General features: G+C 66.0%; 13 protein-coding genes and 1 pseudogene. 6 read left to right on the top strand and 8 right to left on the bottom strand.

Features of this window, described 5'->3' with window-relative positions:
* Nucleotides 1-58: 58 nt before the first annotated feature.
* From NBG84_RS17615 to NBG84_RS17600, 4 genes and pseudogenes are all read right to left on the bottom strand, one after another.
* The gene (locus NBG84_RS17615) at nt 59-583 is read right to left on the bottom strand and encodes a DUF6879 family protein (RefSeq protein ID WP_250920430.1); all 525 of its coding nucleotides are present in this window, start codon (nt 581-583) and stop codon (nt 59-61) included.
* Between the two features lie 195 nt (nt 584-778).
* Complete coding sequence (locus NBG84_RS17610) at nt 779-1,000, bottom strand: DUF397 domain-containing protein (RefSeq protein ID WP_250920429.1); 222 nt, start codon at nt 998-1,000, stop codon at nt 779-781.
* A gap of 46 nt (nt 1,001-1,046) precedes the next feature.
* A complete protein-coding gene (locus NBG84_RS41130) occupies nt 1,047-1,253 on the bottom strand; it encodes a DUF397 domain-containing protein (protein WP_308312073.1) in 207 nt (68 codons plus the stop codon).
* Between the two features lie 79 nt (nt 1,254-1,332).
* Nucleotides 1,333-2,070: pseudogene (locus tag NBG84_RS17600) on the bottom strand (helix-turn-helix domain-containing protein); the annotation flags it as partial.
* Between the two features lie 235 nt (nt 2,071-2,305).
* On the opposite strand from NBG84_RS17600, the gene NBG84_RS17595 reads away from it, so the two are divergent.
* The 4 genes from NBG84_RS17595 (at nt 2,306) to NBG84_RS17580 (ending at nt 4,297) form a co-directional block, all read left to right on the top strand.
* Nucleotides 2,306-2,527 carry a hypothetical protein gene (locus NBG84_RS17595; RefSeq protein ID WP_250920427.1) on the top strand — a complete coding sequence of 74 codons (222 nt, stop codon included), beginning with the start codon at nt 2,306-2,308 and terminating at the stop codon, nt 2,525-2,527.
* Between the two features lie 365 nt (nt 2,528-2,892).
* Nucleotides 2,893-3,237 carry a hypothetical protein gene (locus NBG84_RS17590; protein ID WP_250920426.1) on the top strand — a complete coding sequence of 115 codons (345 nt, stop codon included), beginning with the start codon at nt 2,893-2,895 and terminating at the stop codon, nt 3,235-3,237.
* Between the two features lie 264 nt (nt 3,238-3,501).
* Nucleotides 3,502-3,783: a hypothetical protein gene (locus NBG84_RS17585; protein WP_250920425.1), complete on the top strand. Its 282-nt coding sequence runs from the start codon at nt 3,502-3,504 to the stop codon at nt 3,781-3,783.
* Between the two features lies 1 nt (nt 3,784).
* Nucleotides 3,785-4,297 (top strand): hypothetical protein, encoded by a 513-nt coding sequence (locus tag NBG84_RS17580; RefSeq protein ID WP_250920424.1) that lies wholly within the window; start codon nt 3,785-3,787, stop codon nt 4,295-4,297.
* 172 nt (nt 4,298-4,469) lie between these two features.
* Here NBG84_RS17580 and NBG84_RS17575 read toward each other — a convergent pair whose 3' ends face one another.
* Nucleotides 4,470-5,786 carry an LCP family protein gene (locus tag NBG84_RS17575; RefSeq protein ID WP_250920423.1) on the bottom strand — a complete coding sequence of 439 codons (1,317 nt, stop codon included), beginning with the start codon at nt 5,784-5,786 and terminating at the stop codon, nt 4,470-4,472.
* A gap of 336 nt (nt 5,787-6,122) precedes the next feature.
* Between NBG84_RS17575 and NBG84_RS17570 the strand changes: the two genes are divergently transcribed.
* Nucleotides 6,123-6,671 (top strand): acyl-CoA thioesterase, encoded by a 549-nt coding sequence (locus NBG84_RS17570; RefSeq protein WP_250920422.1) that lies wholly within the window; start codon nt 6,123-6,125, stop codon nt 6,669-6,671.
* Between the two features lie 44 nt (nt 6,672-6,715).
* Here the strand turns inward: NBG84_RS17570 and NBG84_RS17565 are convergent, their stop codons facing one another.
* Nucleotides 6,716-8,167: an LCP family protein gene (locus NBG84_RS17565; RefSeq protein ID WP_486679376.1), complete on the bottom strand. Its 1,452-nt coding sequence runs from the start codon at nt 8,165-8,167 to the stop codon at nt 6,716-6,718.
* A 219-nt stretch (nt 8,168-8,386) separates the two neighbouring features.
* Here NBG84_RS17565 and NBG84_RS17560 point away from each other — a divergent pair, with 219 nt between their 5' ends.
* On the top strand, nt 8,387-9,403 hold the full coding sequence (locus NBG84_RS17560; protein ID WP_250920421.1) for a glycosyltransferase family 2 protein: 1,017 nt from the start codon (nt 8,387-8,389) through the stop codon (nt 9,401-9,403).
* Between the two features lie 187 nt (nt 9,404-9,590).
* On the opposite strand, the gene NBG84_RS17555 is transcribed toward NBG84_RS17560, so the two are convergent.
* Together NBG84_RS17555 and NBG84_RS17550 are read right to left on the bottom strand one after the other, a co-directional pair.
* Nucleotides 9,591-11,330, bottom strand: coding sequence for an LCP family protein (locus NBG84_RS17555; protein WP_250920420.1), 1,740 nt, complete (start codon nt 11,328-11,330; stop codon nt 9,591-9,593).
* A gap of 44 nt (nt 11,331-11,374) precedes the next feature.
* Nucleotides 11,375-13,153 carry an LCP family protein gene (locus NBG84_RS17550; protein WP_250920419.1) on the bottom strand — a complete coding sequence of 593 codons (1,779 nt, stop codon included), beginning with the start codon at nt 13,151-13,153 and terminating at the stop codon, nt 11,375-11,377.
* Between the last annotated feature and the right edge of the window lie 191 nt (nt 13,154-13,344).

Here is a 13,344-nt window from a genome sequence, read left to right as displayed (position 1 = left end):
TACCGCTTTGGCTTCGTTGCCGGATGCACCCGCAGCGCGGCCCCCAGCTGCCCTCTGTTCACGCCCCGTACTTGGCCCACCATTCGGCGAATGGTTCAGCATGCGCGAGTACAGCGTCACGGTGCCGCGTGAATTCCGCCGTTCGTTCGGGTGGCAGCACTTCCGATCCCAGATACCGCCCGGTTCCGTCGTAGTTCATCACAGCCACGGAATCGGAGTCGAAGACCCAGAAGTCCGGAACCCCCTCCGAGGGGTTGGCTTTGTCGGTGACGTCGAGGATGAAGAACTCCTCACCCCCGGTCATGTTCTTGCGGTACCCCCACCCGAGTTCGAACTTCAGATAGTCGGTGAGCGGGCGGCGCAGAATGTGAACCCGGTAGACCCGTTTCCCCTGGTCGGTGTGTGAGCGGAGTTCTTCGACCCAGCCCGCGTTGTAGCCGTCCGGCTGTGGCTCCCCGGCCAGGAACGCGTGGTAGGCGTCGACATTCCCGGACTTGCTGTAGTCGTCCAGGGTTTCCAGCCGGAACGCCTCACGGTCGAACGTGTCGAAGAGGTCGCCGAGGGCCCTAGATGAGGTTGTCACGGATGGCCTTCTTGATCAGTTCCATTTGGCTCGATGCTCCCGAGGCTGAGGTACGCGGGTCAAGCGATCACCGTTGACGGAACAGGAAACCGCCTGGCCGGTGCAGGGTGCTTCTCCTACCGATCAAAACGCGATGGGCCCCGTCCGGATCATCCTCCCGACGGGGCCGCCTCTGTGCGTTTCATTGCTTCGGGCCTAGGCCTTGGGGAACTGCCCACCTCGGACGGCGCTGACGAACGAGGCCCAGGCGGGCAGTGAGACGACCACAGTTGGGCCGTCTATCGCCTTGCTGTCCCGTACGGGGATGAAGTCCTGGATCGATGCGTACGCGGGGGCCCACTCGACACACTGGCCGCCGTCGGGTCCGCTGTAGCTGGATTTTCGCCACTGCGTGCTTGCTGGATCTTTCTCTTTCACGGCTCTCTAGCTCCTTGTCGTCTCGGAGATAGGGCGTTGTGGTGCGCTAGGCGTGGAGCTTGCCGTCGTTGAGGGCTTCAACGAATGAGGCCCAGGCGGGCCCGGAGACAGCCACAGTTGGGCCATCTATAGCTTTGCTGTCACGTACGGGGACGACGCCGTGTGCTGACGCGTACGCGGGGGCCCACTCGACGCACTGGCCGCCGCTCGGGCCGCTGTAGCTGGATTTGACCCATGCCACGTCGTTGCTCATACAGATGCTCCTTGGCGATTCTCTCGATGTGGGCAAGTGAGTCTGCGGGCGCCAGAGCTTCGGCCCGCAAACGATCGTAGATATCGGAGGCGCTAGCCACTGTTTTGGCGTTGTCATACAGCCGCCCTCCCTGAGGCCCTTCGGCGTGAACCAAAGTGGGGGCGTCGTCAAACTCAAGCAGGGTGAATGGCAGATCGTGAGCTGGCGCACCCCCAGTGAAGGGCAGCACCTGAAGCGTGACACTCGGCGAGGCTGCCTCCCGAACTAGATGCTCAAGCTGTTCTGCCATGACACCGGAACCGCCGACTGCTGTGCGAAGACAAGCTTCATGGAGCACCACCCAGAGCATCGGGGGTGACGCTTGCTCCAGCACCTCGTGACGTCGAATGCGCGCAGCAACTCTGCTTTCGACTACGTCGCAGCCCTCCCGTGGTACTCCGGCGCGGAAGGTGGCGCGCGCGTATGCCTCTGTCTGCAGCATGCCCATAGTGAAAGCAACTGAGAAGTCGTAGATCCTCGTTGCTCGCTGTTCGAGGTCCACGTAGGGCTGAAACCAGTTCGGATGGTCGCCCGCGAGGATGCGCCGAAGCCGGCGAACGAACAGTGAGCCCGTGCCTAGTGCTCTGTCGGCACCGACCGCGAACCTCTCGCTCGGGATCACCTTGCCCGCTTCTACTTTCGATACGTGGCCTTCTGAGTATCCCGTTGCGTGCCCAAGACCACGCAAGGTCATTTTGTGTGCTTTGCGCACCTGTTTGATGTCCAGCCCAAAAGACTGAAGTGGATGCAAGTTCTCCGACGGCTCTTCGCTACTCATCCTTTGACCTCAGGTTCTCTGCTCTAAGTCAACGCCTTTTTCGCTGAACAAACTTGCACGTTCTCCTGCAAGTAGAGCGAGTCTAGCCGCACTTGTGTTGATCTGGTTACACACAGCCACAGTGAACCACTGAGAGGTGAGGTGTCGTGCATCCCCCCAACCCCCAACACGGGACTGATCCAGCCCAAGGCGAAGTCCGAGCAGCCTGTGAGTCGTTCGCGCGGGGTGTCGACTGATGACCACCACCCCCGAGCTCGGCGACGTAGTCCGAGACACCAGCAACAAGAACCGCATCGGCCGGGTCATGGGCCATGAAGGGCCCTACTACCAACTCCGCCCACTCAACGGTGGTGTGGAGTGGGATGCCCTTCCCGAGCACCTTGTTCCCGCTGAGCAGTCAGACGCGATGAGCGCCGCCGTCGCCGAGGTCAACGCGCACAGTCGGTGGGGGCTTTGAGCGTGTGCCCCATCGTGAAGTTGCTGGGTCGGCTGCGCGGGGCCTACCGCCGCTACTTCCTCTGAGCCCTGAGCCCCGAGTCCTGAGCCCTGATCGGGAGGGTCGGCGATGGCATCGAGCCTCGCCGGGTCCGTCCGGTCCAGACTCCTGGGCCTGGCTCCCCGGGGCTTCTGCCCCACCCGAATACTCCCGCCTCTCAGTCGCCCCGTACGTCTGAGAGCCGGTGAGAGGGGTCCGTCCGGATCGGTGAATGGGCGCATCGATGCGGGCGGACCCCCAGACGGCGGTGCGGCGCCCCGACGGGCCGACCGCGAATCGATCTGTCCGGGGCTGCGCCGAACATCTTCGAAGGAGCTGAACCACGTATGCGTGAGGCTGTCCACCGTGCCCTGACATGGGTGTTGAGCCTGTTGCTTCCCGCCACTGGTCGGCATGGCGGCCCCCGGGGGCCGCAGTGGGAACGGCGCGTCGTCGACCTCGGGCCGTGGGCCAAGCCATGGCCGACAGCCGCACCACGGCACGTCAGGGACCGGCACACCCCGTTCCGTGGTGACAACATCCCCGCGGCCCGTCCCTATGTGCGGTTCGACCACCACACGATCCAGCGCGGAGCCGTACGGCTGAAGCCCCTGAGGGCGCTGGTCTACGCGCCCCACGGGCTGCACCTGGGAGGCTCTCCGCTCTCGCGGCCACCATGGCCGCCCGCTTGAGTGGCGCCCGAGGGCTACTCCGTATCCACGTGTCACCCCGCGTGCTGGTCTGACGTCTCGGCAGAAAGATGGAAACGGGCGCGTGTTCTCTGAGGTTTCTTCCCCGCTCATGCGTATGACCTCATGATTCGCGCTTCTGTCCAGGTCCCTTTCCTCCTACTCGCAGGTGAACGGTCGCATCTCAGGCACACCAGCCCGAGAGTCAATCGTGCTCATTTGATTACACATAGTTAGCACTTCGTTGGTGAAGGGTGGTAATTGGCCATGAACGGCAATGGCATCTCGCACGAACAGAGGGAAGGCGCCGCCGAGGCGGGGTCGCGGGAGCACCCCTATGCGCCGCAACCGGGAGACATCGTGCGCGATGTCGGTTGCCGACGGGTGGGGCAGGTGATGGGGCATGTGGGGCCGAGGTATCGCGTTCGGCCACTCAACGGGGGCTGCCAGTGGGAGGCCCGTGCCCATGATCTCGCTCCCGCTGTGTACTCCGACGCGATGAGTGCTGCCGTGGCCGAAGCCAACGCCCAGAGCCGATGGGGGCTTTGATATGTCAGGGCCGGGGAATCACGCACCGGGCAGTGACGCGCAGGGTAGCCAGCGGCGCGTCTGCGGAGTGCGGGCGGTGCTACCGCTGGGGTTGGTCGCACTCGTCCTGGAGAGCACTCCCACCGCCGGTGATCCGCTCGATGTGGAGACTTCGCTGAGTTGCCCGTTGGAGGAACACGCGACCGGCTGGCACTACGACCTCGTATGGGAGTTGGACGATCCCGGCAATGGCGAGATGTGGGCGTTGTGGTCCGATGGGGGAGAGCCTGAGTTAGTGGTCATCCAGCCCGACTGCCCCGTCCGCAACGGTAGGTCCGGTGTGGAGGGCGAGGCGTGCACTCTCTTCGCGTGGCATTCCGGCGGCCACAGCTTTGAGTTCATCGATCCACACCACGATGAGGTTCTGCTCAGCGCCGTGTGCGCCGGGCTCAAGGCCGCCGTCGCCAAGCGCCTGGCACGGTCCATCCACGCCCCCGGAGAACGCCGTGCCGCGCAGTCCCGGGAGCCGCTGTGAGGAGCCGGGCGGAAGCCATCGCCGTCACCATCGGGGCCGTCGTCATGGTCTTCGTCCTGGCTTTCGCCGTTGTGCGATGGGCCGACGGGTGAGAGCCCTGGTGGCCGGGTGTCCTGGCGCATGGAAAGACCCGCCCGGTTCGGGCGGGTCCTCAAGAGGCGGTTCCGGATCGTCAGTTGCCCGACACCGTGACCTTCTCGTCGTTCTCGATCTGCTTGACCAACTGGCTCACCTTGGCCTTGTCCCAGACCAGGTTGCCGCCACGGCTACCCGAGATCGGCATGTTCATCGACTTGCCGTCGCCGCCCGTGACGCCCTTCATCGCGAAGAACATCTGCCCCAGGTCCCACAGCGACATCTCCTTGTCCACGATCACCGTGTCCAGGCCGGCCCCCATCACGGGATAGAGCTTGAACGGATTGAGGACCGTGCCCGGTGTGGCCGTCTGACTGGCCAGGGCCGCGAGGAACTTCTGCTGGTTCTTCGTCCGGGCGAGATCCCCCTCGCCGAACGCGTATCGGGTCCGTACGAACGCCAGCGCCTGCTCGCCGTCGAGCGTCTGCTTGCCGGCCGCGAAGTCAGCGCCCGACTTCTTGTCCTTGAACGCCTTGGGGATGTCCAGTTCCACTCCGCCGATCGCGTCGACGATATGGGCGAAGCCGGCGAAGCCGATCTCCGCGTAGTGGTTGATCCGCAGGCCGGTGTTGTGTTCGATCGTCCGGACCAGCAGCTCGGGGCCGTCCTCGGCGTACGCCGCGTTGAGCTTCACCCGGCGGCCCGTGTTCGGGAAGGACTTGCCCGAGTCGGAGCCCTTGAACGAAGGGATCTCCACATCCGAGTCACGCGGCAGCGAGATCATGGTGTTCCCGCTGGAGCACTTGGCGAGGATCATCATCGAGTCGGTGCGCTTGCCCGCGGCGGAACCGGTTCGCAGCCGCTTCTTCTCCTCCGACGACATGCCCTCACGGCTGTCGGAGCCGACGATCAGATAGGTGGTGCAGTCGCCGCCGTTCGGTCTCTCGATGACCTTGGAGAGATCCACCTCGCGCTTCATCTTGGAGTCGGCCCAGAAGTAGGTGCCGATGGAGACGACGAGGAGCGAGCCGACCAGTACCAGCGAGCCGATCTTTATCCTGCGCCTCCAGTCCGGGGCGCCCCGCGGTGGGCCGGCGGGCGGCGGCGGAGCGCCGTGGTTGCCGTAGCCCTGCTGATCTCCGTAGCCGCTCTGGTCGCCCTGGTTGCCGTAGCCCGGCTGGCCGGCTTGGCCACCCTGGTACCCCTGGTTTCCCTGACGACCGGCCCGCCCGGACGGGGAGCCATAGACCTGGCCCGTGTTGTAGCCGCTGTCGTACGGAGGGTTATGGCGGTCGTCATGCCCCTGCGACTGCTGCTGCGGGACCGGTCGTCGCTGCACATGGCGCATCGCGCGAGCGCCTTCGGGCTCTGAGCCCTGGCTGCCGCGTCCGTATCCTTCGGGCCAATCGTTCATGACGGTAAGTGTGCCGGGGTACGGGTCGCCCCCAACAGGGTGGGTGGAGAATCGAACCGGGCCTGTTGCCAAGCTGATGCAATGCACCAGTGATCTTGGAAGGCTCCTGACCCGGCCTTCGGCCAGGCTGTTCCACCTCGATCTTCACTTTCTTCACTCCAGCCCCTTCAGCCCTCCCGCCTGGTGTGTGTACGCGGGAGAGCCCGCCGAGGCCGCCCCAGCGCCGGTCGTCGGCGGAGAACGTGCGTACGGGGAGGGAACGGCACGGCTCCGCTCGTCGTCGTGCGGGCTCGCCCGTGAGCGAGGTGAAGAAACGTCCCGCTTACGCTGGAGCACATGACAGAGCAGGCCCAGCGCCATAACCCGGATATTCCGGGCAAGCCCACCTCGGCTTCCCGTACCACTCTCAGCCACATCATGACCGGCTCGGACACCAATCTCCTCGGTACCGTGCACGGCGGTGTGATCATGAAGCTGGTGGACGATGCCGCGGGCGCGGTCGCGGGGCGGCACTCCGGCGGACCTGCCGTCACCGCCTCCATGGACGAGATGGTCTTCCTGGAGCCGGTCAGAGTCGGCGATCTGGTCCATGTGAAGGCCCAGGTGAACTGGACCGGTCGATCGTCGATGGAGGTCGGGGTGCGGGTGCTGGCCGAGCGGTGGAATGAATCCACCCCCGCCCAGCAGGTCGGCTCCGCCTATCTGGTCTTCGCCGCCGTCGACACGGACGGCAAGCCCCGTCCCGTACCGCCGGTGATTCCGGAGAGCGAGCGGGACAACCGGCGCTACCAGGAGGCCCAGATCCGGCGCACCCACCGGCTGGCCCGCCGTCGGGCGATCAAGGAACTACGGGAGAAGCGCGCCGCCGACGGCCTGGAGGACTGATCCGCCGGAGAACCCCCACCGAGCGGGGCGGCGAGGCCAGCGGATCAGGAGCAGACCACCTGATCACCGGTGACGGCCCCGAACTCGCCCTGGTAGACGTCCTGGGCCCGCACCGGCACCACCCCCCGGAAATCCGTTCCCGCCGTGACCTTCAGCGTCCGACCCTGCCCCGGCACGGGCCGCAACGCACACCCGTTCAACGCCGTCGCCAGCGAGCGCGCCGAACGATCCCAGCGGGGGTCGTACGAGACGACCGTCCGCTTCAACTCGGCACCGCTGTCATTGAGCGGAGCACGGGTGGTGTCGAAACCCGTCGAACGCAGTGCCGTATCCACCTTCCGTCCCAGGCCGTCCTCGCGCGTCCCGTTGTAGACCTGCACCCGGATCTGCTGCGGAGAGACATCCACCAGCTTCGCCTTCGTCTTCTTCGTACGGTTGAGAGCGAGCGGTTTGTCCTCGCGGATCATGCGGAAGAGCTTCTGGGCCTTCGCCTGGTCCCACTGCACCGCCGAGCCGACCCCCTTGATCGGGCCCATCGCGCCGATCGGCACCGAGGTGAACTCCGACGACGCCGCCGAGAAGCCGCGCATGGCCCGGGCCAGCGCCAGCATCTCGTCCGTACCGAAGCCCTTGTCGGCCCGTACGGAGCTGAGCATGGCTGAGGTGACCTGGCGGAACTTCACCGGATTGAGGACCACCCCGCTTGCTGTCACCTTCTTGATCAAGGCGGCCACAAAGCGCTGCTGACGCTGCATCCGGCCCAGGTCGGATGCCCCGTCCACATGGCGGGAGCGCACATACTGCAGTGCTTCCCCGCCATCGAGATGATGGGCCCCGGCGGTGAGGCTGAGGCCGGTGTACTCGTCGTTCATCGGCTGGGTGGTACAGACCTCCACCCCGCCGATCGCGTCCACCGTCTTCATGAAGCTGGTGAAGTCGACCTCCAGATAGTGGTCGATCTTCACCTTCGTCATCCGCTCGACCGTCTCCACGGTCAGCGCGGGCCCGCCCTCGGCGTACGCGGCGTTGAGTTTCACCGGATGAGCCCGGTGCTGCTTGCCGCTGATGCGATCGATGTGGGCCGGGGCTTCGGCGTAGCTGTCCCGCGGCAGGCTCACCACACTCGCTCGATCCCGGTCGCGGGAGATATGGACCAGCATGATCGTGTCGGTGCAGTAGCAGGGCGCGCCGCCGAGCCGGTACTTCTCCTTCTCCTCCTGGGTGATCCGATCCCGGCCGTCGGTGCCCACCAGGAGCAGATTCATCCCGTGCCCTGCCTCGGGCCGGTTCTTCATGTCCCGGAAGGGATCGACCCGGCTGATCCCGGTGCCCAGGCTCGTCATCAGCGCATGCCCGATAGCTCCCGACCCCAGTACCAGGACCGAGAGCGTGGTCGCCACCCGCAGGCCCCAGCGCGGTCGGATCACCGGCCGTCTGCTCCGGGGCCTGGGCCCTGGGCGAGGTCGGGGACGGGGGGAACGGGGCGGCATGGGCACGAGGGGGACACCTCCGCGGGTGGCGAGGGGCTGAAGACGAGGGGGCGACGGCGGGCCGTGGGGGGAGCGACAGGGCAGGGTGAGACAACGGGACGAGAGGGGCAAGAGGGGACCAGTAGGGGGAATCCAGCACACCGTAGGCCCATATGATCTGCGGTCAACAGCACCGGCCCGCCCGCCGCGCTTCGGTATCCCCCATTCGCGGTAACGTGGCAGACGATGAACGCCACGCCCCCCGTCTCCGTGATCATGCCGGTCCTCAATGAGGAGCGGCATCTGCGCAACTCGGTCCGTCACATCCTTGAGCAGGAGTACGACGGCGAAATGGAGGTGGTGATCGCCCTCGGGCCGTCCACGGACCGCACCGACGAGATCGCCGCCGAGCTCGTCCGAGAAGACCCCCGCGTCAGTACCGTCCCCAATCCCACCGGGCGTACGCCGGCCGCACTGAACGCGGCCATCAAAGCGTCACGTCACCCGATCGTGGTACGTGTCGACGGGCACGGGATGCTCTCCGCGAACTACATCGCCACCGCCGTCCGCCTCCTGGAGGAGACCGGCGCACAGAACGTCGGCGGGATCATGCACGCCGAAGGCGAGAACGACTGGGAGCACGCCGTCGCCGCCGCCATGACCTCCAAGATCGGCGTCGGGAACGCGGCCTTCCACACCGGTGGTACGGCGGGCCCTGCCGAGACCGTCTACCTCGGGGTGTTCCGGCGTGAGGCGCTGGAGCAGCAGGACGGCTACAACGTGGAGTTCATCCGCGCCCAGGACTGGGAGCTGAACTTCCGCATCCGTGAGGCGGGCGGCCAGATCTGGTTCTCGCCCGAGTTGCGCGTCCAGTACCGTCCGCGTCCCTCCGTCCGTGCGCTCGCCAAGCAGTACAAGGACTACGGCCGCTGGCGCCATGTGGTCGCCCGCTACCACCAGGGTTCGATCAACCTGCGCTATCTCGCTCCGCCGACCGCGGTCTGCGCCATCGCGGTGGGCACCGTCGTCGGCGCTGTCCTCACGCCCTGGGGCCTGGTGATTCCGGGCGGCTACCTCGCGGCGATCGTCGCCGGCTCGGTGCCCGCGGGCAAGGGCCTGCCGCTGAAGGCTCGCCTTCAGATCCCGGTGGCGCTGGCGACCATGCACATGTCCTGGGGCTTCGGCTTCCTCACCAGCCCGCGGTCATTGGCGAAGAAGGTCATCGCGAGCCGCCGCCCCGCGGTGAGGACCGCCTCGGCCTGAGCCGTATCGCCCTACTCGCACCAGAAGTCTGGCGCGTACGAGGGATACGCAGGAGAGACGCCAGGGGCGCCGGGCAGTAGGCGAGAGAAGCCAGAGGGGCCGGAGACACGAGTGGGCCCGGGTATCGACTCGATACCCGGGCCCTTCCCCGCGCGCCTGCGTGTGTCGGACCTAGTGTGTGTCGGGCCTACCAGGTGTATCCCGGCTGCACCTTCATGCAGGCGGTCTCGTCATCGCCCCGCAGCGCCTTCGCCTCCTCGGGCGTGGTGTTGTCCTTCGGCGCGTCCTTCTTCTTCGGGTAGGAATGGCCCTCGCGCCAGTCGGCGCCCACGATCACCGTGACACCGGTGACAGCCGTCGACTTCTTGACCGATGTCACCGGGATGCCCATGGCCTTGGCCACTGCCTGCGCATCACCCTCAAGCTCGGGCCCGCTGTATCGGATGACCGTCTTGGCCTGCGGATTCCTGGTCTTGTCGGTGTACGCCCGGGTATAGCCCTTGTCCCGGAGCAAGGTGGAGACCTCGGCGGCCCGTCCTTGCTTGGGCGCCTGGGTTTCGGTGCCGGTGCCGTTCTGTACGCGGACGGCCATCTCGCCCGGTGCCGCGGCGGGGTCGTTGGAGACGGGGACGACGGGCGTCGGCTTCGGCTTGGGCGTGCCCTTGCCGTCGAGGGGAATGTCCTCGCGGATCAAGCGGAACAGCTGCTCGGCCTCGCCAGGGATGGGCTCCACCTTGCTGGTGAGGCCGGGCTTCTGGGAGTACTGGGTCGGCACCTTGGCCATGGTGATCCGACTGGTCGGCGTGGTCTTCAGCTCGTTGCCGATGTCATAGAGCTTCTTGACCGAGTCAATGCCCTTGTCGACGGTGAGCGCGTCGATCGCCGCCTCGGCGAGCTTGCGCAGCTTGTTCGGGTCGGTGAGCTTGGCGTTTCGTCGCAGCTCACGAACCATCGAGGTCATGTACATGTGCTGGGCACGGCCCCGGGCGAGATCGGTGCCGTCCTCGAATCCATAGCGCGTACGCAGCCACTGGAGCGCCTGCTCGCCCTTGACCGGGTGGGTGCCGGCCTTGAGTGTGAGACCGGAGCCCTGGCCCCTGCTGTTGCGGGACCTGATGTTCTGTTCGACACAGACCGGGACACCGCCGATGGCGTCCGCCATGGAGACCACACCGGCGAAGTCGATCATCATAAAGTGGTCGATGGTGATACCGGTCAGCTCATGCCACGTCGCCACGGTGCAGCCCGGACCGCCACGTGCGAGGGATTCGTTGGCGGCCTTCAGCCCGGTCGCGGGGTAGGGCTTCTGGGTGTCGGGGTCGGTGCACTGGGGCATCTTCACCAGGGTGTCCCTGGGCATGGTGATCATCGATATGTTGGAACGGTCGGCCGACAGGTGCACCAGCATCTGCACATCGGCGAGCGGCTGGCTGTCGAAGGTCTCCTTGGCGCCGCCGAGCTTCTTGTTCGCCGCGGTGTCCCGGGCGTCCGAGCCGATGAGCAGGATGTTGAGCGGGGTCTGGCCTGCGGCGTTGGCCTTGTGTTCCGGCATCTTGCCGCCGAGGGTCAGATCATCCTTCTTCAGCCTGCCGTTGAGGTGCTGGTAGTAGAGGAAGCCGGCCGCCGCCGTGCCGAGTATCAGCAGCGAGAGTACGGCCGCCACCCAGCGAAGTATTCGCCGTTTGCCGCCGTTGCCCCGGCGCCCGGCGGCAGCGCCGCCGCCGCGGGACCGTCTCGATCCCTTGCCGGACCCTTCGGGGTCCCGTCCGCGACCGTTCCCGCGCTCGTCGTCGAGCACCAGCCGTGCTCGGCCCTTGGAGTCCCGAGGAGTGCCGTCCTCTGCATAGAGACTGTCGTCCCAACCCCGGTCACGGGCGTGCGGAACGCTTCCCCGCGTCCCCTTCCCCCGCACGCGTTCCTGTCGCACCTGGTCCCCCTGTCAGGCATGCCGTATGACGTGGGAGTCCCCCGTCATTTGGCACACACCTGTTTGTCGGCTTCGACTTTCTGGACCCCGTCCGGCGTCTTCGCCGGACCGGAAATGGGCACTCCCGCGCCCTTGAAGTCGGCACCGAGGGTGAGCGTCATCGCTTCGAGCCCCTCGGCGTCCGTGGTGCCTTGCTTGAGTGCCGTGGCCGGTAGGCCCATCAGATCGGCGAGTGTGCGGGCCTGGTCCGCCTGGTTCGGTGCGTACTCCAGAATGGTCTTGGGGAGCTTCTGGGGCGCGTTGGCCTCATTGCTCGACTTCATGACCTTCTTCTCGTTCTGGAGCCAGTCGAGCGTTGTGCTGGCCGCTCCCTGGGTGCCACTTCCGTTGAACACCTGCACCCTGACGTCGCCCACCGGGGCCCGCTTGCCCTGGAGTGGACCTGACTTCGTTTCCTTCTTCTTCGCGTCCTTCTCCGTCTGCTCCACCTCGGTCAGTGAGGTGTCGCTCTGGATCATCGCGAAGAGCGGGCGGGCCAACTTCTCTTCGAGCAGTACGGTCGCGCCGTCGGCGTTGTCCTTCACCGGGACCGTGGCGAAGGTGATGTTCTTGGGGTTCACCTTCGCGAGCTCCATACCGAGGTCCTGGAGCTTCTTGATGCTGCCTATGCCGGTGTCGACGGTGAGTGCCTTGGTCGCGGCGTCCGCCAGGTCCCACATCTTCGTGGGGCTGGTGAGCGTGTCACTGGACTTCATCTTGCGGATCATCGAGCTGAGGAACTGCTGCTGGATCTGGATACGGCTCAAGTCGCCGCCGAAGCCGACCGAGTGGCGGGTGCGGACGAACGCCAGGGCGTCCTCGCCCTTCAGTACATGCTTGCCCGCGGGCAGTTTGAGCTTGGACTTCTTGTCGTCTATGTCCTTGTCGAGGCAGACCTCGACCCCACCGACCGCGGTTGACATCGTCTTCACCGCGTTGAAGTCGGCCATCATAAAGTGGTCAACCTCAATACCGGTCAACTCTTTGACGGTACGCATGGTGCAGCCGGGGTCACGACCCGACTGCCCCAGACTCTCGTTGAACCGGGTTCGGTTCGTCCCCGGAACGGTCTTGATCCCGCTGTCCGTCTTGGTCTCACAGGCGGGGATGTCGGTGATCAGATCCCGGGGGATGGAGAGCGCGGTGGCGTTCGTACGGTCCTTGGAGACATGGAAGAGGATCGTGGTGTCCGCGTGTCCGGGGCTGTTGCGGTCGCCGTAGGCCTGATTGCCCGCGCCGGTCCGTTTGTCGGTTCCGATGACCAGGATGTTGACGGCCTGGTCCTTCTTGAAGCCCCCGCTGCCGGCGCCCTTGATGTCGATGGTGTTGAGGTTGCCGTCCAGCTTCTCGTACGCGATGTACACACCGACCCCGCCCGCGACGATGGCGAAGGCGAGCACTCCGCCCGTCCACATCAGGGCCTTCTTCTTGCCCGACTTCTGCTGCTTGCGCTTGCGTCGGCCGGCCGCCGTCGGCGCGGCGCCACCGGAGCCGTCACCGCCACGGCGTGAGCGCTGCGGCGGTACCTCGCGGCCGGGGGCCGTGGTCTTGCGCCCCTCGGCCGACCTGCGGCCACCGGAACCGCGCTGACCTGTGGTCCGCGCGCCGGAGCGGCCGGTCTGACCGGATGGGGACTTGGTTCTTGAACGGGATGACGGGGCAGCGGCTGGTGACTGCGCTGAGGATTGATCCAATCGCAGTTCGTAATTGCCGGTCTGCGGGTTGAGTACCCACTGGTCGGCGGGGTCGACCTCGTCCGCCCGCCCACGGCTCTGCGCATCCACGGTTTGCTGAGTCCTCCGTCGCTGCCACGCGAAGCGCCTCCCCCCGAACGGCGCTCGTCTCTCGATCCAGCAGTGCTCTACGACGCGGTGGCCGGAGTACCGGATCGCGCCACACTATCCGCCCAGTTCAGCGTGGGTCGACGCCCGTGACAAATTCCACGTTGCTACAAGCGGGCAATCCACCCAATCCG

It is taken from the genome of Streptomyces albipurpureus (assembly GCF_023701525.1).
In the GTDB taxonomy this organism is placed as follows: domain Bacteria; phylum Actinomycetota; class Actinomycetes; order Streptomycetales; family Streptomycetaceae; genus Streptomyces; species Streptomyces albipurpureus.
Note: the sequence above shows the minus strand (reverse complement) of the source record. Positions and strands in the feature narration are given on the sequence as shown.

Coding starts and splice junctions, on each gene's coding strand:
- NBG84_RS17585 (WP_250920425.1), top strand. CDS start 3,502: ATGAACGGCAATGGCATCTCGCACGAACAGAGGGAAGGCGCCGCCGAG.
- NBG84_RS17570 (WP_250920422.1), top strand. CDS start 6,123: ATGACAGAGCAGGCCCAGCGCCATAACCCGGATATTCCGGGCAAGCCC.
- NBG84_RS17575 (WP_250920423.1), bottom strand. CDS start 5,786: ATGAACGATTGGCCCGAAGGATACGGACGCGGCAGCCAGGGCTCAGAG.
- NBG84_RS17595 (WP_250920427.1), top strand. CDS start 2,306: ATGACCACCACCCCCGAGCTCGGCGACGTAGTCCGAGACACCAGCAAC.
- NBG84_RS17590 (WP_250920426.1), top strand. CDS start 2,893: ATGCGTGAGGCTGTCCACCGTGCCCTGACATGGGTGTTGAGCCTGTTG.
- NBG84_RS41130 (WP_308312073.1), bottom strand. CDS start 1,253: ATGAGCAACGACGTGGCATGGGTCAAATCCAGCTACAGCGGCCCGAGC.
- NBG84_RS17560 (WP_250920421.1), top strand. CDS start 8,387: ATGAACGCCACGCCCCCCGTCTCCGTGATCATGCCGGTCCTCAATGAG.
- NBG84_RS17580 (WP_250920424.1), top strand. CDS start 3,785: ATGTCAGGGCCGGGGAATCACGCACCGGGCAGTGACGCGCAGGGTAGC.